The following is a 19942-nucleotide window of genomic DNA, read 5'->3' as shown; positions in this document are numbered from 1 at the left end:
GTCAAACGTTTGACTGACAGCCTAGTCAGAACCCTTCAGGTCCACCATTCGCCTTTTTACCTATGAACGATGGGTCTAGCTACCCATGACGACGTATCCATGAAGACGTATCTATGAAGACTTACCCAAGAACAGTGGGCCTGGCGGCGGCAGGGCATTCCACCACCGCTCAGCGCTGCCGACGGGTCAACCGGGCAGACTACAGATCACTGATATCCCGCTCTTCCCGCTGCGCGTCCTCTTCGACGTCGCCACGCCAGGCCCGGTAATCTGCCAGACTCGCGTCCACCTTGGTCAGCAACCACCCGACAATGACCACGTCATCGACGAGACCAAACAGCAGCAGCACGTCCGGAACAAGATCCAACGGAGACACCAGGTAGGCCAAGGCCGCCGCCATCCAGCCAAAGGCGGACCAAGGCACTGGGCGATAACGTCCGCCGAGCACATCCTGGAGCATCGGAATGAACAGCTTCAAGGCCCTCAAGATGTGCTTGAAGGCTCTCGAACGCTGGGAAAGACGTCCTATCACAGGGACACGGTCAAACAGGGACATCTCAACAACCTCCTGGATGCAGGTCTCGTCAAACGCCTGCAGCGGTGACAGCAGCCGGCCTTTGTGGACGATGTCCTGGGCTTCGGCCTCGACACTGTCAACATGGAGGCGGACCTGTTCTGGGTCAAGCTTCAGCGTCAGATAACATGACTGTTCAAGCTTCCCATGTTCGGTCACCATGGAGCCTCCAGGCGCACTCAGGCGCGCCCAGGCAATCGTGTCATCACCTCAGGACCAGGAGGGTCTCAATGCCATTCGCCCTGTTTCGCCGCCTAGCGCCACTGCTGGCCGCGACGGCCCTTTGTACACCGTCGCTGGCCTCTGCCCAGGCCAGCGATGGCGCCATGCGCAGTGCCCTGGAAGCTGCTCGCAGCGGTAACTTCCAGCAGATCAACGACGCTGCCATACGTGGTCACGAACTCGAGGGCTACGTGGCGTACTATCGCCTGCGCGACCGTCTGCCCAACGCCTCCCCCCAGGAGGTGCTGGGCTACATCTCCGCCAATGCCGACGCTCCCCTCGGTGACTGGATGCGCGAACAGGCCATCCTGCGCTATGGCCGTGCCGGTCGCTACGGCGACCTGCTCGCCGTGGCCAACGGCGTTCCGGCGACCACGGCAGAGCAGTGTTACTACTACACCGCTCAACTCGGCCAGAATCCCTCCCAGGCCGCACAAGGGGGACGCGAGCTGTGGAACGTCGGCAGCTCCCAGCCAGATGCCTGCGACACGCTATTCTCGACGCTACGGGCCAGGGGCGACATCGGCGACCTGGAGATCTTCCAGCGCATGATGCTGGCTTGGGAAAACGGCGAAGACGGGTTGGTCAGCTATCTCGGCCGCCAGCTCGGGCCGGCCTGGAGCAGTGCAGTAGCTGCACAACAAAGCGTGGAGATCAGCCCCTCCCGTCTGGCCAGCGTAGGCAGCTGTGTCGGGCCGAACTGCGCCGGCACAGAGGACTTTGTGCGTGCCGCCGTCATCGCTGGTGCGGAAACGTCGGCGGCCTCTGCGCTCAACGGCTGGCAACAGGTATCGACACGGGTGAACCTGTCCGCGCAAGCGCGCCAGTCCCTCGAGCGCGAGATCATGTATCACGCCCTACGGCGTGACCAGCGCGAACTGCTTGGCTGGATCGATGGCGCCTTGCCGGCGCAGCAGGATGCCGAAGTCTTTGAACTCAGGGCGCGCCTGGCCATCCGCGACCGCGACTGGGGGGCGCTGGAACGCACGGTCGCCGCCATGCCCGCGGAGGTGCAAGGCAAGGCCCGCTGGCAATACTGGCTTGGACGTGCGCTGACTCTGCGCGGCCAGCAGACCGCCGCACAGGCAGCCTTTACTCGCGCAGCCGGGCAGCGAGACTTCTTCGGTTTCGTCGCAGCAGACCGCCTGGGGCAGCCCTACAACCTCAATATGGAAAGCCATCACTCCAGCGATGCGGAACGCTCTCAGGTCGCGAACTGGCCCACGGTGCGCCGCACGGAAGCCCTGCTGCGCGTCGGGCAGGAGGGACTGGCGAACCTGGAGTGGTACCACGCGGTGCGCAAGGCCAGCCCCGCCGATGCGCGGCGCCTGGCTGACTATGCCGCCTCCAGGGGCTGGCACGTGCGCCTGGTGCAGACTACCATCGTCGGCAAGATGCTGGACGCCCTGCCCTGGCGTTTTCCGGAAGCCTATCGCGCTGACTTCCAGCGCTGGGGCCAGGCCAATGCGGTGGATCCCTACCTATTGATGGGCATTGCCCGACGCGAGAGTGCCTACAACCCCGAGGCGCTGTCGCCGGCAGGCGCCCGTGGTCTGATGCAGCTGATGCCGGGTACCGCCGCACTGGTCGGACGGCAGGTGGGGATCGGCGACCCTGGGCCCTATGGGGTGCTGGATCCCGCCACCAATATTCGCCTCGGCAGCACCTATATCCGGGATATGATCGCTCGCTACTCGGGCAACCGCATTGCGGCGGCGGCTGCCTACAACGCGGGGCCCCACCGGGTCGACAACTGGCTGGCGCGGTCGCCTGGCGAGTTTGATCTGTTCGTCGAAGAGATCCCGTTCAAGGAAACGCGTCGCTATGTGCGCGCCGTGCTCGAATACCGCGTGGTGTTCGAGAGCCTTGCCAAGGGGTCGACCCAGGGCGTGCAGGTGCTGACGCCCGCAGAGAAGACGGCACGCTACGATGCTGGCATGGTCAGGCGCTGAACCAGCATAGGCGTACCGTTACCTCCCCACAGAAAAGCCCCGGTCCAATTGGACCGGGGCTTTTCGTTACCCTGTTTGTTTGCCATGTCTCTCTACGCTGCCACCTTGCGCTAGCGCAAGCCGAACGCCTTCAGCGCAGGAATCGACCGGGCGGCCGCCTATTCGGCCCGGCCTTACGCCGGCGCCCTGGTCAGCGCCAACTTGATACCAAACGCCACCAGCACGCCCCCGGTCAAGCCATTGAGCACCCGGGAGAACGCGGGCCGTGCCAGCCAGTGGCTGGCGCTTCCCACCAGCACCGCGACCAAAATCTGCCAGACGTTCGCGATGATGAAGTGGATGCCCGCCAGCCACAGCGACTTGAGCAAGGCGGGATCCGTGGGCGCGATGAACTGCGGCAGAAAGGCCATGTAGAACACGACGGTCTTGGGGTTCAACACATTGGACAGAAGCCCTTCCCGCAGGGGGCGCCACATCGGAACCGCTTGCCGCGAGGTGCCGCTGACCGCCGCCACTTCCAGGCCGCCGCCCTTCCAGGCTTGACGCAAGCTAGCCACTCCGAGCCACGCCAGATAGGCAGCGCCCACCAGCTTCAGCGCAGAGAAGGCCCACGCCGACTGCAGCAGAATCAGTGACACACCCAGGGCCGAAACCGTGGCGTGGACAAACAGACCAGAGCAGATCCCCATGCTGGTAACCACACCATCACGCAGGCCGCCCCGCGCCGTATTTCGAATCACCAACAGCGTATCGATGCCGGGCGTCACGCTCAGCAGCGTGATCGCCACGACAAACGCCAGCAATTGCCCGTCCATCCACTCCGCCATGGTCATTGCGCTCCGGGGTTCTCGGCGTGCTTGAGAGAAATCTGGTCGTTCAGGGTCCAGAAGTCATACAGAATGCCAACCAGAAACAGGCCGCCGGTCAGCAGATAGATGATTCCGGTCACCCATTTGCCCATGTAGAAGCGGTGAAGACCAAACACGCCAAGGAAGGTCAGCAGCACCCAGGCCACCGTGTAGTTGGTCGGTCCACCGCGAAAGCGCAGATCCGCCTCCCGATCCATGCTCGGAATCAAGAACAGATCAATGATCCACCCAATGAAGAATAGGCCAAGCGTCAAGAACCAGATGGTTCCCGTCACCGGCTTGCCGTAATAGAACCGGTGCGCACCGAGAAAACCGAACAACCACAGCAGGTAGCCCACTACCTTGGAATGGGTGTCGTCGTTGTACATCGCAGGAGCAGTCATGCAGATTCCTTTTACGTTGAATCCCTGTCGTCAGGTCCGTCGACACGCCATAACACGCGTGCCGCTGGACGCTGCAGACCTTTCGATCTACAGTAACTTGGCGGGTCGAGGTAGGCCATTCTCGCTTGTCTGAAGAAACCGTTCCAGCGGTGTCTCTCAAACACGTCGAGAATGTGCTGATTGAGTCGCAGCGTAGGACAGCAAGTGGAAACGTCGTCAGTGGTAGTTCGAACAATCTATTGTCGAAACACGCAATGCGCCCTTCTTTCTTGTCATGCCCACGCACTAGGGTTCAGACCACATGATGGGAGAAAAGCTCCCCTGTGGCTGCACCAGCACCATCATTTAGCGAGTTAAGGAAATCGACAATGGCAACTGGCACTGTCAAGTGGTTCAACGACACTAAGGGCTACGGCTTCATCTCTCCGGACGACGGCGGTGACGACCTGTTCGCCCACTTCTCCGAGATTCAGGCTGAAGGCTTCAAGTCCCTGCAGGACGGCCAGAAGGTCTCCTTCGAAGTGACCCAGGGCAAGAAAGGCCTTCAGGCCTCCAACATCAAGATCGCTGACTAAGCTTCGTGCAAGTCACATCTTGACGCGGGAATACTGTTCCCGCGATGCAGTACCGCGACATCGGAACAACCTGTCAGCATGATGGATTGGACCCGGCGTCGTAACGGAAAGGCCCACCGCGAGGTGGGCCTTTCTTATGAGCGTATGAGCCCAGAGACTAAGGTACGGGCGGCTACTGCTCGATCTCGCCTTCAGCGTTGACGTCCACCTTGTAGGTGGGGCCGCTCCCGCTGGTCTCGACAGGGGTCGTCTCCGGCACCTGTCGTTCGGCCTCTTCAAACGTCTCATCGATCTTGCGGCTGGCCTCTTCGAAACGCCGCTCGGTCTCTTGCAGGATGGCATCGACCTCGCTGGAGTCATTGCCAGGCGCACTGCTGGCGCCGCCTTGCCCATCACCATCTGCCAGCGGTGAAGCGCTGGCCGCCCCATCGCCGCTGTCATCGACGGCACTGGTCGGCTCAGGCGCCGAAGCATCGACGCTTGCCGCTTGCGCACCGGAGCTGTCCGGGGCCGACGCCTCCGCTTGCTGATACGCTTCATCGATTTTGCGGCTGGCCTCTTCAAACCGGCGCTCGGTTTCCTCGAGGATCGCGTCAACGTCGGAACGGCTGGCCTCACCAGGCACGGCCTGCTCGGACTGCAGGGTATCGGTTGCGCTGCTGCCCAGCTCCACGCTGGCACCCTCAGGCATATCGGAGCCTGCAGCAGCATTGCTGGACGCATCGTCTTCTGCCGATTCAGGGCGTTGCGATGCATCACCCTCAGACGCCGTATCCACGGCACTGTCCCCTTGAGACGCCAGCGTGTCGCCTGGCGCTTCATCTGTTGCCGCCTCAGGCGCTGACGAGGAGTCCTCACCAGCCACAGTTTCCGCACTGCTGGTCTGAGTCGTGGCCTCTGGGTCTTCACCCTCACACCCGCTCAACCACAGCGGGATGCTGAGGGCCACCACGGCCACCGCCACTCGCGGGGTCACTGCCATTGTCTTCTCTCCATGTCATGGGGCTCCTGTTGATACGACTGCGGGCAACATCCATCGATGTCACCTTGGACCGCAAACGTTCACAAATATTGCAGCAAAGGCGCTGATGAGGTGCAACGCTGACCGACCAACCGCCGCCCCTCGCCGCGGGACGGCTCACTGAATGCTGGTCACATCAGGGCTCTCTACATCAATACCAGCTACATCAAGACTAACTACACCAAGGCTACTCGCCACGTGGTGATGCCATGCGACAGCTGTCCGGCATGGTCAGCCGCAGCGCCAATGGCATGACCTGGGCTTCAAAGGCCTGCTGGTAGCAGGCCTCGCCGTCCAGCGTCAGAGGCAAACGTGCCTCCCCATCCGCCTCGAAGCGCAGCCAGGCACTGCGAAAGGCATCGACATACTGACCGTGGTAGGGCCGCGCACGTAGCTCGCTCATCATGGCCTTAAGCTGTCGCAGAGAGCGAAAGTCCCGCACCAGCAGCACATCGAACAGTCCGTCGTCCAGCCGCGCTGCCGGGGTCAGCTGCTGGCCTCCACCAGCCTGGATGCCATTGCCAATTCCCAGCAGAAAGATGCCCGCACGACTCTCGCCTCCGTCCCAGGCCAGGTGCCCCTGATAGAGCTGATAGCGCCAGGCCTTGAAGGCACCAAACACCGAGTAGGCGCCGCCACCCATCAGCCTTTTCAGCGGCCGGGGGGTGGACGTGGTAATTTCCGCGCCGAACCCGCCGGTGGCCATGTTGATAAAGTAACGGTCGTTGAGACGCGGTATATCGATCCAGCGGCTGGGCAAGCGGCATGCCGCATCCAGTGACGCGGCCTGACCCAAAGGCAAGCCCAATGACTTGGCCAGATCGTTGGCGCTACCTAAGGGCATGATGGCCAACTCCGGACGGTCCTTGCGGGGCAGCTGCATCAGACCATTGACGACTTCATGTACGGTGCCATCGCCGCCCCCTGCGATCACTCGCTTGACGCCATCGCGACCAGCCTGGGTGGCCTGACGCTCGCCGTCTCCTTTCTCCCAAGTGACGCGAACATCCACATCGAGCCCCCCGCGCCGGCACGCAAACACCGCACTGCGGACCTCCGGCAGCTGCGATGATTGTCCATTAAGGATCAGCCGATTGGTGCCCGGCGGCTGGGTCATCCTGACAGTTCCTTCTTCACAAGGGGTTCATGTAAATCGCACATCCTGGTGCGGTTTGCTCTCCACGTGGACAGGGCAACGCCTCTGCCACCGTTTATCTTGACTTGGCACCGCAGTCGCATTTTAGCTCGCAGAGGGGGACATGCATCAATGTGGCATCAACACGCACATATCCGCCACCATGCTGACAACGCATCCCTTACAATTGTCATCACTATCAGCCCCTTCTGACCGAGTGCCTGCATGATTGAACCTATTTTTGTGCTGACCGCCTTCTTGTCCGGCCTGGCCGCCATGGCCCTCAGACTACCACCCTTGGTCGGTTTTCTCGCCGGCGGCTTTCTTCTCAACGTGCTCGGCTACGATGAAACGCCTGTGCTCACGCTGGTGGCGCACCTAGGGGTAACCTTGATGCTGTTCACCATCGGGCTGAAACTCAACGTCAGGACCCTGCTGCGCCCAGACGTCTGGGGCGGCGCCAGCCTGCATATGCTGGCCTCAGTGGTACTTTTTGTTGTCATCTTGGGGCTCCTGAAGGGCATTGTCACCCTGGGCTGGCTGGCATCTCCCAACGGGTTGCTGGCGGGCCTGGATCTGACGACACTGCTGGTGCTGGCCTTCGCCATGTCATTCTCCAGTACGGTGTTCGTCGTCAAGGTGCTGGAGAAACGCAGTGAAACCCAGGCGGCTTACGGCCGCCTGGCCATCGGCATCCTGATCATGCAGGACCTGTTTGCGGTGATTTTTCTCACTGCGTCTACCGGCAAGTTGCCCAGTCCCTGGGCGCTTGGACTGTTCGCTCTGATTCCCCTTGCGCCGCTGCTGCGTAAATTGCTGGATCGTATGGGTCACGGCGAGATGCAGATGCTGTGCGGCGTCGTCATGGCGCTGGTACTGGGTTACGGCCTGTTCGAGGCGGTAGGCGTCAAGGGCGATCTGGGCGCGCTGATCATCGGCATGCTGCTGGCGCCCCACCCCGCCGCTCAGACGTTGTCGCGGTCCATGTTCAACATCAAGGAACTGCTGCTGGTCGGGTTCTTCCTGAGCATCGGTCTTACCGCCCTGCCTAGCTGGTCTCTGCTGGGGCTGGCGATGCTGCTGGTGGTACTGCTGCCGCTCAAGAGTCTGCTCTATCAACTCATACTGATGCGCTTTGGCATGCGCCACCGCACATCCGTACTGGCGACGCTGAGCCTCAGCAACTATTCGGAGTTTGGCTTGATCGTGGGCGCCATCGCAGTGTCCAGTGGCTGGCTTGCGCCAGAATGGCTGGTGGTGGTGTCCCTGGCGGTAGCACTGAGCTTCGTCGCTTCAGCCATCCTCAATGCCTTCAGCGAACGCCTCTACCAATGGCTCGAACCGCGCCTGCCCAAGGTCGATGAATCGGCGCTGTCACCCAGTGACAGGCCCATCGAAGTCGGAGATGCCGAGGCGGTGGTGTTGGGGATGGGTCGCATCGGTCGCAGCGTGTACCGGCGTCTGACAAAGGAATACGGGCTGAAGGTACTCGGGGTGGACTCCAACCCGAAAAGCGTGAAGACCCTGGCCGAAAAGGGCTTCAATATCGTCGAAGGCGACGCGGTAGACTCCGATTTCTGGGACAAGATGCTGATGTCTTCGCAGGTCGAGCTGGTCGTGCTGGCCATGCCCCATCATGCGGGTAACCTGTTCGCCCTGAAGCAGCTGAGAAGCCGCCACTTTCCCGGCAAGATCACTGCGGTGGTGGAATACCTGGAAGAGATCGATACCATCCGCGAGCTTGGCGCCCATGCGGTCTACCATGTCTACGACGAGGCGGGCCGTGCCCTGGCGGACAGTGCCGCCGAGGAAGCCGGTATCATCTCGCGTACCCAGCAGCTGGGCTAGCCGAGCCGAGGTGGCGTGGAGCGGGTGCACTGCGGCGGTAGTTGCCCCGCCTCCCCATGGCAAGGATACTCGTGTCTCTTACCTCCTCGACCGGCGTTGCGGAGCGGTACACGATCGATGACAAGGATGCATGGCGGTGGAAGATCTCTTTACCTGGCTGGGCGAAGCACTGGGCACCCTGATACGGGTGGTCGTCGATACCCTGGGAGGCTTTTTTACCGGCCTTGATGATGCGGCAGCAGGCTTCATCGATGGCTTGTCTCGCTCCCTCGGTATCGCTCCCTCGTTCTTCAGTCTGGCCTTGCTGGTGCTGGGTCTGTTCTTCCTGTGGCGAGCCCTGCGGGCGATTCTCGCACGCTCAGCTGTCGCGGCGTTGCTGTGGGCCCTGCTTGGCCTGTTGACCCTGGGCATGCTGCTGCCGTAACCGCTGACACGGTTTAGATGTCGCCAACGCAAGACGCCGCCCACAGGGCGGCGTCTTTCTCGGCATCTTTCCGAGTCCGGGGTCAGGCCAGCGCCTTCTCCACGATCTCGTAGACATTGGGCGACAATGTTTCCTGACGAATCCGCTCGAGTTCAGCGCGCATCAGCTCCTGGCGCGCCTCGTCGAAGCGCTGCCAGCGCGTCAGCGGCGTGATGATGCGTGCCGCGATTTCCGGATTCAGGCGATTCAACTCGATCACCACTTCCGCCAGCAGACGGTATCCTTCCCCGTCCAGCCGATGGAAGTTGACCCGGTTCTGCCCGGCAAAGGCGCCGATCAACGCTCGCACCTTGTTCGGGTTCTTGAGCGAAAAGGCCGGATGCTCCATCAGGTAACGCACCCGATCCAGAGCGTCTGCCTGGGGGCGGGTCACCTGCAGGCTGAACCACTGATCCATCACCAGCGGATCATGGGACCACTTACGGCCAAAGGCCTTGAGGGCCGGGTCGGCAATGTCCGAACGACTGCTGTGCACCAGCAGGGTCAGTGCGTGGCGCACGTCGGTCATGTTGTGGTCGGCATCGAACTGTGCCTGGGCAAGCTCGATCGCGGCCTCGTCCTCGATGCTCATCAGGTAGGACAACGCCACGTTCTTGAGCGCCCGCTGCCCGATCTGCTCTGGCGTCGGGGCATAGGGAGCATCACTCTGGTTGGCGTGGTAGAGCGCCATCAGCTCGTCGCGAAGCTCCCGAGCCAATGACTGCTGCACGAACATCCGAGCGGCATGGATGGCATCCACATCCACCAGCGGCTGCTGCTCCGCAATGTAGGCCTCGCTCGGCAGCTGCAGCATCTCCGCCAATACCGCCTTGTCATCGTTGCCTTCTTCGATCAGCGCGCGGAAGGCGTCGACCAAGCGCCCGTCCATGACCTTCTCGACGCCATTGCGATGAGCCGCAATCAGATCGTCAAGGGCCAGCAGGGTCAGACGCTGGCCAGCGTCCCAGCGATTAAAGCCATCGCTGTCATGAGCCATCAGGAACGCCAGGTCCTCCCGCGAGTAAGGGAACGACAGCTTCACCGGCGCTGAGAACCCACGCAGCAGGGAGGGCACCGGCGCTTCCTCGATGTCGGTGAAGATGAACTCCTGTTCGTCTTCACGCAGATGGATGACGGCGTCACGGCCCAGGGTTTCGCCGTCAAGCGTCATGCTCAGGTCTCTGCCGCTCTTGGTACCGACAAGACCCAGGCGCACCGGAATATGCAGCGCCTGCTTGTCGGGCTGCCCCGGGGTTGACGGGGTACGCTGACGCAGGATCAAGCGATAGCGGGAGTTGGCGTAATCGTACTCGCCAAAGGCATCGATTTCCGGAGTGCCCGCCTGGGAGTACCAGCGCATAAACTGCCCCAGATCCAGACCGGACACTTCCGCCATGCAGTCGACAAAGTCTTCGATCGTCACTGCCTGACCATCAAACCGGGAGAAGTACAGGTCTGATCCCTCGCGGAAGGTCTCCGGCCCGACCAGGTTGGACAGCATCCGCACAATCTCTGCCCCTTTCTCGTAGATGGTCAGGGTATAGAAGTTGCCGATCTCGATATAGGACTCAGGACGCACCGGGTGAGCGGTGGGACCCGCATCTTCCGCAAACTGAGCGGTACGAAAGAAGGACACTTCTTCGATACGCTTGACCGGCGCAGAGTTCGCGTCAGCCGAGAAACACTGGTCACGGAAGACGGTAAAGCCCTCTTTCAGCGACAGCTGAAACCAGTCGCGGCAGGTCACCCTGTTGCCCGACCAGTTATGGAAGTACTCGTGGGCCACGATACCCTCGACGCGCTGGAAAGCGGCGTCGGTAGCGGTCTTCGGATGGGTCAGCACCGCCGCGGAGTTGAAGATGTTAAGGCCCTTGTTCTCCATGGCGCCCATGTTGAAATCATTGACCGCGACAATCATGAACAGGTCCAGGTCATATTCGCGACCGTAGGCCTGCTCGTCCCACGCCATAGAGCGCTTCAACGACGCCATGGCGTGCTCGGTCTTGTCGAGGTTTTCTTCTTCCACCCAGATCTGCAGGGTGACGTCACGCCCGCTCATGGTGGTGAAGTGATCTTCCACCTTCTTGAGGTCGCCGGCGACCAGGGCAAACAGGTAGGCAGGCTTGGGATGCGGGTCTTCCCAGGTGACAAAATGACGCCCATCCGGCAGTTCGCCACGCTCAACGGGGTTGCCGTTGGACAACAGCACCGGCTCACGCGTGATATCCCCCACCACGGTGGTGGAGAAGGTGGCCATCACATCTGGGCGATCGGGATAGAAGGTGATCCGGCGAAAGCCCTCCGCCTCACACTGGGTGCAGAACATGCCCCCGGAGCGATAGAGGCCTGACAGTGCCGTGTTGTCCTCAGGAGCAATCTCGACGTCAGTCTCCAGCACGAAGGAGGCAGGCACCTTGGCGATGGACAGCCCCTTGTCGCTCAGCTCGTACTCGTCATTGGACAGCGGCCGCCCATCGATAGCGATGGACACCAGTGACAGCTGCTCCCCATCCAGCCACAGCGCTTCGCCGGCCTCGCGCTCAGGATGGCGCTCAAGATGCAGCCTGGCCTTGACGCGGGTCGCGCCAGGCGCCAGATCAAAGGACAACTCGGTGCGCGTGACACGGTAAGCCGGGGGAAGATAGTCGCTGAGATGAATCGGCTGGGGGTCGGACATCGGGGATGCTCCAATCAGAAAAGTCGTCGCCATTGTACGGGCATGGAGGGGCCAGGCTCAAAGCGCCGGCAGCGCATTGAGCGGTTCAGGACGAGGACGCGGGCTCGGGTCGCGTGAAGATCCAGATGGCGATACCGGCCAGCATCGTCACCAGGCCCAGCTTCAACCACCAGAGGGATACCGTGAACAGCAGCACGATCACCGACAGCGACAGCATCACCAGGGCCATCCACTTGGCATGACGAGGGATCGCACCCGATTCTTCCCACGCCACCACCGCGGGGCCGAAGCGCGGGTGTTCCCGTATCCAACGGGCGAAGCGTGGCGACCCCTTGGATGCCGCCCACACCGCCACCAGCAAGAAGCAGGTGCTGGGCATAAGGGGGACGAAGGCCCCGATGACGCCAAGGGCGAAGCTGATCCAGGCAAGCATTTGCCACGCCACACGGCGTGTGGTGGTTATCAAGGGTAAGCTCCGATGGTGCGGCAGAGGGTGCGGTGGAAAAAGCGGTTGACCACCCTGCACACACGGCCGTTGATCGCTGAGACTCCCATTGAACCGCAACGGTCGAGCAGGGGCCAATTGCACGAGGCTATCGACACCTTAGAGCCTCTCGGCACCTTAGCGGCTATCGACACCCGACAGGCTACCGATGCCCTGGATGCCGACCTCAGGCCGTCGCCCCTGCTCGCCATGGCGTTGCGCTCAATCTCGGAAGTTATCGAACTGCAGGGCGAGATCAGGCCCATCATCACCACGCAGCAGCGCCATGACGCTCTGCAGGTCATCCCGTTTCTTGCCAGTGACGCGTACCTTGTCGCCCTGAATCTGCGCCTGCACCTTGAGCTTGGAGTCCTTGATCCGCTTGACGATATCCTTGGCTTCCTTCTGCTCCAGGCCTTGCTTGAGCAAGACGTTCTGGCGAGCCTTCACCCCGGACAGCTCGGCATCCTGCACGTCCATGGTGCGCGGATCGATGCTACGAGCAATCAGCTTGTTGCGCAGAACGTCGAGCATCTGCTGGAGCTGGAAGTCCACCTCGGCATGCAGTGCAACGGTCTCGTCGGACAGCTCGAACCCAGCGTCGACGCCACGGAAATCGAATCGCCCCTGGACCTCTCGGTTGGCCTGATCCACGGCGTTCTGTGCCTCGTGGCGATCAAATTCGGAAACAATATCGAAAGAGGGCATGCTCACTCCAAGGGGTAAAAGCGCTAGTCTACCACTGGAAGCGGTGCCTGCGAGGCACCTCGCGGACCAACCTCTTCAGCGTCGTGCTGAGGGTCCGTCGGATCCTGCGTCTGCTCTTGTGAAGAGACGCTCGCCGAGTCCGTCGCCGAGGCTCGAGGCGTCCTTTGTCTCACCACCTGTCCCCCTTCTGCTCCCCCCGCCTGAGTGGGGGCGTCTGTCGGTTCGCCCAGCGTCAGGATCATTTTCCAGGCGGCGCAGCCATCCTCGTAGTACTCGTCCAGCCAGGCATCCAGGCGGAACCCGGCACGTCGATACAACCCGAGAGCCACGCGGTTATCGGCACGCACCTCAAGGTTCATGCGCGAGCAGCCTGACGCCCGAGCCTGCTGCTGCAAGGCCAGCAGCAACGCCCGACCTACGCCATCACCGCGGGCCTCTGGTGCCACGCAAAGCGAGTAAAGCCGCGCTGTCTGACTGCCCTTTCGCAGCAACAGGGTGCCGTATCCGAGCAACCTCCCCTCGGGCGGAACCGCCCCATCAGCGTCGCCGGCCTCCGCCGGGACAGCAAGCAGGGTGATTGCCCTGGCGCGGGTCAGCAGGTACCTGAGCTGACGACGATTGAAACGATCACCGCTGAAGCCACGACGTTCCAGCGACTCGAGAGCATCGAGATCGGCTGGGACCGCCGGGCGCAGGACAACAGACATCGAGAAAGACTTCCATGCAAGGCCACGAATTCCGTGTCGGCGACGACGGAGTATATCGCTCGATTCTGTCGCTCCCGAGGCCCGCTGTCAGCCGTCAATGAATGAATTTTTTTCACCCAGATAGCATATTGCTTTGCGGCTGGCTCAGGTGCATTCTTGCGCCACTCGACCAGACACTCCTCCTGCTCCCTCGCCGGCTGCCAGAACGATCGAGCCCCGCCCCTTCCCCCCTGCCCGAGGACCCATGACGATGTGCGCACTGCGTATCGTGGTTGACCGCCAGCGCGACTGGCAGCCCTATCACCCCAGCGACGATGTGATCGATGCCGAGACCTATCTCGCATCGGCGGCAACGTCCGGCAGCGAACAGGTCATCAACCTGTGCGCGGATCTCGGCTACCTGGGGACTGGCTACTATGTCTCGTTGCTTGCTCAGGCGCGTGGAGCGAGGGTGATCCCCACGGTGGATACCCTCAACACGCTGCGTCGCAAGTCTACCACCGACATGCAGCTTGAAGGCCTGGCGCCGCTGCTGGAGGATCTGGGCAAGGTGGCAGCCAGCCAGCAGCTTGGCGACACGATCGACGTCACCATCTTTTTTGGCGAGTGTGATGCCGCCCCGCTGGCAAAGATCGCCAGGCGACTTTTCGAGCGCCTGCCCTGCCCGCTGCTGGAAGCGCGCCTGACACGTCAGGGCCACAGCTACCGGCTGGCACGCCTTCGCCCCCTGGCGCTATCGCGACTCAAGGAGCACGAGCAGGACACCTTTGCCCGCGCCCTGAATCGTCACTCACTGAAGGTCTGGCGCACCCCACGGGCCAGGCGTCGCTATCGTTTTGACCTGGCCATGCTGGTCAACCCGGAAGAGCGACTGCCACCCAGCAACAAGGGTGCGCTCAAGCGTTTCATTCGCGCCGGGCGCCGCCAGGGAATCAATGTGTCGCTGATCACCCATCGCGACAGCGCACGCCTGGCGGAATTCGACGGGCTGTTCCTGCGCGAAACCACGTCGCTTGACCACCCGACCTGGCGCATGGCCCGGCGTGCAGAACATGAAGGGCTGGTGGTGATCGACGCACCTCAGGATATTCTGCGTTGCACCAACAAGGTCTACCTGCATGAGCTGCTGCGCACTCGCAATGTGCCAGCGCCCGAAGGGCTTCTGCTGCGCCGCTCCAGTGCTGAGCGGCTGATCGAACAGGCTCGCGAGCTCAGTTTTCCAAGGGTGCTGAAGGTTCCCGATGGCGCGTTCTCCAAGGGCGTGGTGAAGGTGGCGTCGGCGGAGGCCCTGGCCCGGGAGGCCAGCATTCTGTTCGAAAGCTCGGACCTGTTGCTGCTGCAGGAATGGCTTCCCACCGACTACGACTGGCGCATCGGCGTGCTCGATGGTCAGCCACTGTTTGCCAGTCGCTACTACATGGCCCGTGGACATTGGCAGATCTACGACCATTCCGGCCCGCGGACTCGCAGCGGCGGCTTCACCAGCCATCCGATCAGTGATGTGCCTGCGGCGGTACTGCGCACTGCCCTCAAGGCATGCCGACTGATCGGCAACGGCCTCTACGGCGTTGACCTCAAGCAAGTCGGCGAGCGAGTTCTGGTCATCGAGGTCAACGACAATCCCAATATTGATGCGGGTATCGAGGACAACGTGCTGGGGGACGCCCTCTACGATCGCCTGCTGGACGTGTTTGCCCGGCGTATGGAAGCTGGCAAGCAGGATCCGTGACCGTCACGATGGCGCCGTGATGGCCCAGCGTGACGGCCTTCGGGCTGACGCCAGCGAGCGACTCGGCTACCCTGCGCATTCACGACCAGAAAATCGGAGCCAGCATGAGCGATCAGCAACGCAACGAGCGCCACAAGAAGGCCATGGAAAAGCTCAAGAGCCACGTCGATGCCAAGGTCGCCGCGGCAGAGGAAGAGCGCGGACTGATGCTGGTTTTCACGGGCAATGGCAAAGGCAAGACGACGGCTGCCTGGGGTACGGTGACTCGCGCGCTGGGCTACGGCTATCGGGTGGGCGTCGTCCAGTTCATCAAGGGTCTTTGGGAGTGTGGCGAACGCGAACGGCTTGAGCAGGATGCCAATCTCGAAGTGGCTATCATGGCGACCGGCTTTACCTGGGACACCCAGAACCGCGAGTCGGACAGCCAGGCCTGTCAGGAGGTATGGCAACAGGCCAGTCGCATGCTGGCGGACCCTGAGGTCTATCTGGTCGTGCTCGACGAGATCACCTATATGCTCAAGTTTGGCTACCTGGATATCGACACGGTGCGCACCGCGATTGCCAACCGCCCGCCAGAACAGACCGTGATCATCACCGGGCGCAACGCCCATCGGGAGCTGGTGGCCATGGCCGATACCGTCACCGAGATGCAGGAAGTCAAGCACGGCTTTGCGGCAGGGCTCAAGGCACGCCGCGGGATCGACTTCTGATCCTGCTGCCGATCGTGTAGCCCTGTTGCCGACAGACCGACCGCATTCCCTGTCACGCAGCAAGAATAACCGGCCCGGGAGCATACTCCCGGGCCGGTTGTCTCAAGCTACTACCTACCTCTAAAACGACGTGCCGCTGAAACCTATGCGCCGCTGAAACCTATGCGTCGCTGAAACCAAGCGCCGCTGCAACGACGAGGACTGACGGCTCGGCGACGTCTTGTCGCCACGCCTCCCTCGGCTCGCATCACTCTACCTGCAGCTGGTCGTTGGCGATCATCTGCTGCAGGAAGGTGGCGGAGTCCTGCCCTCCCATAGTGACGCCATTGAGCACGATGGTCTGATCGGCATCGTTGCCATTAGCGGCAATGCCTCCACTGCTCTTGACGTGCAGCACCGTATTCCCGTTGCCATCTTCCTGAGCAAAGAGATAGTCGTTGACGCTGGCGTCAGTGGCACCATCCAGCAGGTCCGCCACTTCCAGACGATCCGCTTCTGGGTCCACCCCGTAGCCACCCACGGTGAAACCAGTGACGGTGTCGACGGCCGGGGCGCCGTTGGTGCCGGCATCCCCCTGGCTCCAGGCCAGGATATCGGCGCCGCTTCCCAGATCAATGATGTCGTTGCCCTTGCCGCCAGCCAACACGTCATCACCGTCACCGCCCTGCAAGGTGTCGTTGCCCTTGCCACCGATCAGCGTATCGTTGCCGACACCGCCAATCAGCGTATCGGCTCCCGCACCTCCGATCAGCAGATCATCACCTTCTCCACCGTCCAGGGTGTTGGCCGCACCGTCGTCGCGACCATCCCCAAGGTTGTCGATCTCGGCACGAATGTAGGCACGAATCTCCTCATCGCTGGGGGCCGACCCAGTCGCATCGGCAATGCGATCCGCCACACCGCTGCCGCCTGGGTTCTCCTGTGTCCAGGTCAGGTAGGCGTACAGGCCTGCATAACCCAGGCCGTCGTGGTCGCCCGCGGTGAAGGTTTCGCCGGTGGCCGCGTTGACCCATTCGAGATGATCACTGTTCAAGGTGTCGGCGACCAGAATGTCGTCCCCACCGCCACCACTGAGGGTATCGGCACCGACCGGCAGCAGGCTGGCGGCGGCTTCCTGCAGCGCCGCATCAAGATCGCCACCGCTCAAGACGACCTGGGGCTGCCCCACCGGCGCATCAAAGGCATCATTCGCACCGCCGCTTAGGTTGGTAGACGCCGTACCCACCGTATTGGTGTTATCAAAGAAGCGCAGCACATTGGAATTGATGCCCTCGCCGATCCCAATGGCGGCCACCTGGGCCACTGAGGCCAGCTCGCCAAACGCATTGACCGACTCGTTCATCACCGTCTGATCAAAGGTGCTGCCGTTGCCGCCGCGATCTCCATTGGGTTCGCGGTAGTAGGTCGGCACACCATCGGTCAGGAAGAAGCCGATATTGGTGAAACCGTTGCCTTGACTGGCAAACCAGTCCCGTGCCGCATCGAAGCCATCCTCATAGTTGGTTCCCCCAGACGCGATCATGGCATTGATAAAGGCGATCGCTGCTGGCAGGTCTGCCGCGCTGAAATTGGTGAAGGTGATGGTGTCGCCGTTGCCCACCGCGCTATCGAAGTCGACAATCTGAAGGTTGATGGTGCCCTCGTGGCCGCTGAGCTGGGTCACCAGGTTCTGCAGGGCCTCCTTGGCCAGCTGCATGCGCGACTTGCCGTTGACCCCAGAGCTGTTGCCCATACTGCCAGAGCTGTCGACGATCAGGGTGATGTTGTAGTTGCCAGCGGGCTCATCGAGCGTGCCACCTGCATCGCCGATGATCACGTCGTCACCACCACCGCCCGTCAGGGTCTGCTCTCCGTTGCCGCCCACCAGCAGCTTGTCCTTGGCATCTCCGTGCAAGGTCAGGCTAGCGGATAGCTCGTCGTCATCACCATCGCGACCAATCAGTCCAAGCTGGACATCGAAGTCGTCGCTAGGGCCGCCCAGACGATAGGACGCATCCTCAAGCAGCAGGTCATCGTTGCTGGTGCTGCCGCTATCCGCCGCGGTGATTTCCACCGCTTCAAAGGGCCGGTCGCTCGCGGTTTCCAGCGTCACCTGCCAGCCGTCCTTCAACCCGGTTACGCGCAGGCCGTTGCCGTCAGCGGTCACGCTGACCTGGCTGGTCACATCCACCCCAATGGCGTTGAAGACCTTGATGTCGGCGGGCGTCACGGCAAGATAGCCGCTGGATCCGGTGCTGGGATCGCCACTGCCGGCGCTGCCATCGGGCGAGTAGAGCAATGCCGCAATGACCAGTGCCGTGGTGGCACCTTCGCCGCCTGCCACCTGCACCCGCTGGGAGAAGCTGACCATGCCTTGATGGTCGGTCCAGCTCGGGCCGCCAGTTCCCGCGTCAAGGTCCTTCAGGGCATCGAAGCGCACGCTGGCACCCGTGGCGACGGCGATCTTGCCATCGTCGACGACCACGGCTCCGCTGCTGCTGGACACCAGCAGGTCGTTATCACTGGCATTATCCAGGTGATTCAGTGCGAGATAGCCACCTGTCACGCTCTCGCCGTCCTCGAGTTCGGCAGCGACATCGACGCCATTACTGACGTCACCGACCACATCGATGGTATAGCCGTCTCCGGTCTGCGCCAGGGTCACGCTAAAGCCATCTTCAGCCCCATTCGCAGACTCGGCATAAAGTGTGGTGCCATCGGCACTGAGTCGATAGGTCAGCGGCTTGCCGTCGACTCTCAGAGCGTTGCCTGCGCTATCCGTCGCCGGCTGGCCGTCCAGACTGGCGTCGAACACCATCTCCTTGACCCCGTCTGCCCCTGCATTGGGTCCGAAGTCCAGGATGCCGCTTCCGTCCTCCAGCGCGTGCTCCGCCGGCGAGAACTGTTGTGGCACGTCATCCTTGATATCGATGGTCAGGGCCGCGGGATCGCTGACGTCGCCGTCGGAGTCGGTCACCACCAGGCTAAACACGTCCTGGATACCGTCGCTGTCGGTGCCCTGGCTGCTATGGTCGGTGGTGTTGTCGTCCAGGGTGTAGGTGTAGCTGTAGCCCCCATTCACCACGCTGACGACCAGGGTGCCGTAAGTCCCCTGCACGGTGCCGCCATTGGTCACGTCCACGCCGCTGATCACCACCGAGCCCACGCTGTCGGAGCCGGTATCGATGGCGATGGTGCCGCTGGTGGTCTCCAGGTCGGTGGCAGCCTGGCTGCCGCCGTCGTCCAGACCGGCTTCGTCCACCTCGTTATTGCCAGACGCATTGGGCGACTCGGGGTTCACCTCCACCACCGGGGTAGCGTCCACGGTGATGGTCAGGGTCGCGTTAGCGGTATCCCCATCCGCATCGGTGATGGTGTAGTCGATCAGCACGTCGCCTTCAAAACCCGTCGCCGGGGTAAAGGTCACGCTGCCGTCACCATTGAAGGTCACGCTGCCCTGGCTCGGGTCCTGCAGCGCGGCGTTGGTCAGGGTCACCGGACCATCGGCGCCGGCCACATCGGCCCCGCCCGCACTGCCGTCCAGCACGTTGACGGTGATCGCCACGTTCTCGTCGGTCTCGGCCGCGTCGTCGGTGGCCTCGGGCACGTCATCCTTGATGTCGATGGTCAGATTGGCCGGATCGCTGACGTCGCCGTCGGAGTCGGTCACCACCAGGCTGAACACGTCCTGGATACCGTCGCTGCCGGTGCCCTGGCTGCTATGGTCGGTGGTGTTGTCGTCCAGGGTGTAGCTGTAGCTGTAGTCCCCATTCACCACGCTGACGAACAGGGTGCCGTAGGTGCCCTGCACGGTGCCGCCGTTGGTCACGTCCACGCCGCTGATCACCACCGAGCCCACGCTGTCGGAGCCGGTATCGATGGCGATGGTACCGCTGGTGGTCTCCA

The 19942-nt window shown here is 62.2% G+C and carries 16 protein-coding genes; 6 read left to right on the top strand and 10 right to left on the bottom strand.

Annotated features, from left to right (window positions below):
- Window positions 1-199: 199 nt before the first annotated feature.
- On the bottom strand, window positions 200-736 hold the full coding sequence (locus tag KUV41_RS11915; RefSeq protein WP_315900582.1) for a YkvA family protein: 537 nt from the start codon (window positions 734-736) through the stop codon (window positions 200-202).
- A 68-nt stretch (window positions 737-804) separates the two neighbouring features.
- Between KUV41_RS11915 and KUV41_RS11910 the strand changes: the two genes are divergently transcribed.
- Window positions 805-2748, top strand: a complete 1944-nt coding sequence (locus KUV41_RS11910) for a transglycosylase SLT domain-containing protein (RefSeq protein WP_222486313.1) — start codon at window positions 805-807, stop codon at window positions 2746-2748.
- Window positions 2749-2921: 173 nt separating this feature from the next.
- Here the strand turns inward: KUV41_RS11910 and KUV41_RS11905 are convergent, their stop codons facing one another.
- Window positions 2922-3581 (bottom strand): LysE family translocator, encoded by a 660-nt coding sequence (locus KUV41_RS11905; protein ID WP_409995802.1) that lies wholly within the window; start codon window positions 3579-3581, stop codon window positions 2922-2924.
- Window positions 3578-4000, bottom strand: coding sequence for an NINE protein (locus tag KUV41_RS11900; RefSeq protein ID WP_224852177.1), 423 nt, complete (start codon window positions 3998-4000; stop codon window positions 3578-3580). The genes KUV41_RS11905 and KUV41_RS11900 overlap by 4 nt, the downstream gene beginning before the upstream one ends.
- Window positions 4001-4368: 368 nt before the next feature.
- Here KUV41_RS11900 and KUV41_RS11895 point away from each other — a divergent pair, with 368 nt between their 5' ends.
- The gene (locus tag KUV41_RS11895; RefSeq protein ID WP_206944852.1) at window positions 4369-4575 is read left to right on the top strand and encodes a cold-shock protein; all 207 of its coding nucleotides are present in this window, start codon (window positions 4369-4371) and stop codon (window positions 4573-4575) included.
- A gap of 172 nt (window positions 4576-4747) precedes the next feature.
- Here KUV41_RS11895 and KUV41_RS11890 read toward each other — a convergent pair whose 3' ends face one another.
- Together KUV41_RS11890 and yegS are read right to left on the bottom strand one after the other, a co-directional pair.
- Complete coding sequence (locus tag KUV41_RS11890; protein ID WP_222486309.1) at window positions 4748-5557, bottom strand: hypothetical protein; 810 nt, start codon at window positions 5555-5557, stop codon at window positions 4748-4750.
- Between the two features lie 226 nt (window positions 5558-5783).
- On the bottom strand, window positions 5784-6713 hold the full coding sequence (gene yegS, locus KUV41_RS11885) for a lipid kinase YegS (RefSeq protein WP_206944855.1): 930 nt from the start codon (window positions 6711-6713) through the stop codon (window positions 5784-5786).
- 243 nt (window positions 6714-6956) lie between these two features.
- Here yegS and KUV41_RS11880 point away from each other — a divergent pair, with 243 nt between their 5' ends.
- Both KUV41_RS11880 and KUV41_RS11875 read left to right on the top strand, forming a co-directional pair.
- Window positions 6957-8579: a cation:proton antiporter family protein gene (locus tag KUV41_RS11880; protein WP_222164331.1), complete on the top strand. Its 1623-nt coding sequence runs from the start codon at window positions 6957-6959 to the stop codon at window positions 8577-8579.
- A gap of 136 nt (window positions 8580-8715) precedes the next feature.
- Complete coding sequence (locus KUV41_RS11875) at window positions 8716-9003, top strand: hypothetical protein (RefSeq protein WP_224852176.1); 288 nt, start codon at window positions 8716-8718, stop codon at window positions 9001-9003.
- A gap of 82 nt (window positions 9004-9085) precedes the next feature.
- Here the strand turns inward: KUV41_RS11875 and pepN are convergent, their stop codons facing one another.
- From pepN to KUV41_RS11855, 4 genes are all read right to left on the bottom strand, one after another.
- Window positions 9086-11719, bottom strand: a complete 2634-nt coding sequence (gene pepN, locus KUV41_RS11870) for an aminopeptidase N (protein WP_222486307.1) — start codon at window positions 11717-11719, stop codon at window positions 9086-9088.
- An 85-nt stretch (window positions 11720-11804) separates the two neighbouring features.
- On the bottom strand, window positions 11805-12185 hold the full coding sequence (locus tag KUV41_RS11865) for a YbaN family protein (protein WP_224852175.1): 381 nt from the start codon (window positions 12183-12185) through the stop codon (window positions 11805-11807).
- Between the two features lie 240 nt (window positions 12186-12425).
- Window positions 12426-12911 carry a YajQ family cyclic di-GMP-binding protein gene (locus KUV41_RS11860; protein ID WP_206944859.1) on the bottom strand — a complete coding sequence of 162 codons (486 nt, stop codon included), beginning with the start codon at window positions 12909-12911 and terminating at the stop codon, window positions 12426-12428.
- A 23-nt stretch (window positions 12912-12934) separates the two neighbouring features.
- A complete protein-coding gene (locus tag KUV41_RS11855; protein WP_222486305.1) occupies window positions 12935-13618 on the bottom strand; it encodes a GNAT family N-acetyltransferase in 684 nt (227 codons plus the stop codon).
- A 244-nt stretch (window positions 13619-13862) separates the two neighbouring features.
- Between KUV41_RS11855 and KUV41_RS11850 the strand changes: the two genes are divergently transcribed.
- Both KUV41_RS11850 and cobO read left to right on the top strand, forming a co-directional pair.
- Complete coding sequence (locus KUV41_RS11850) at window positions 13863-15347, top strand: RimK family protein (RefSeq protein WP_308126724.1); 1485 nt, start codon at window positions 13863-13865, stop codon at window positions 15345-15347.
- Between the two features lie 104 nt (window positions 15348-15451).
- Entirely contained in the window at window positions 15452-16057 is a 606-nt protein-coding gene (gene cobO / locus KUV41_RS11845) for a cob(I)yrinic acid a,c-diamide adenosyltransferase (RefSeq protein WP_222486303.1), read from the top strand.
- Between the two features lie 247 nt (window positions 16058-16304).
- Here cobO and KUV41_RS11840 read toward each other — a convergent pair.
- On the bottom strand, window positions 16305-19942 hold a 3638-nt coding region (locus KUV41_RS11840), incomplete at its 5' end, for an Ig-like domain-containing protein (protein ID WP_222486301.1).

It is taken from the genome of Halomonas sp. DP8Y7-1 (assembly GCF_019801685.1).
Classification (GTDB): Bacteria; Pseudomonadota; Gammaproteobacteria; order Pseudomonadales; family Halomonadaceae; genus Halomonas; species Halomonas litopenaei_A.
Note: the sequence above shows the minus strand (reverse complement) of the source record. Positions and strands in the feature narration are given on the sequence as shown.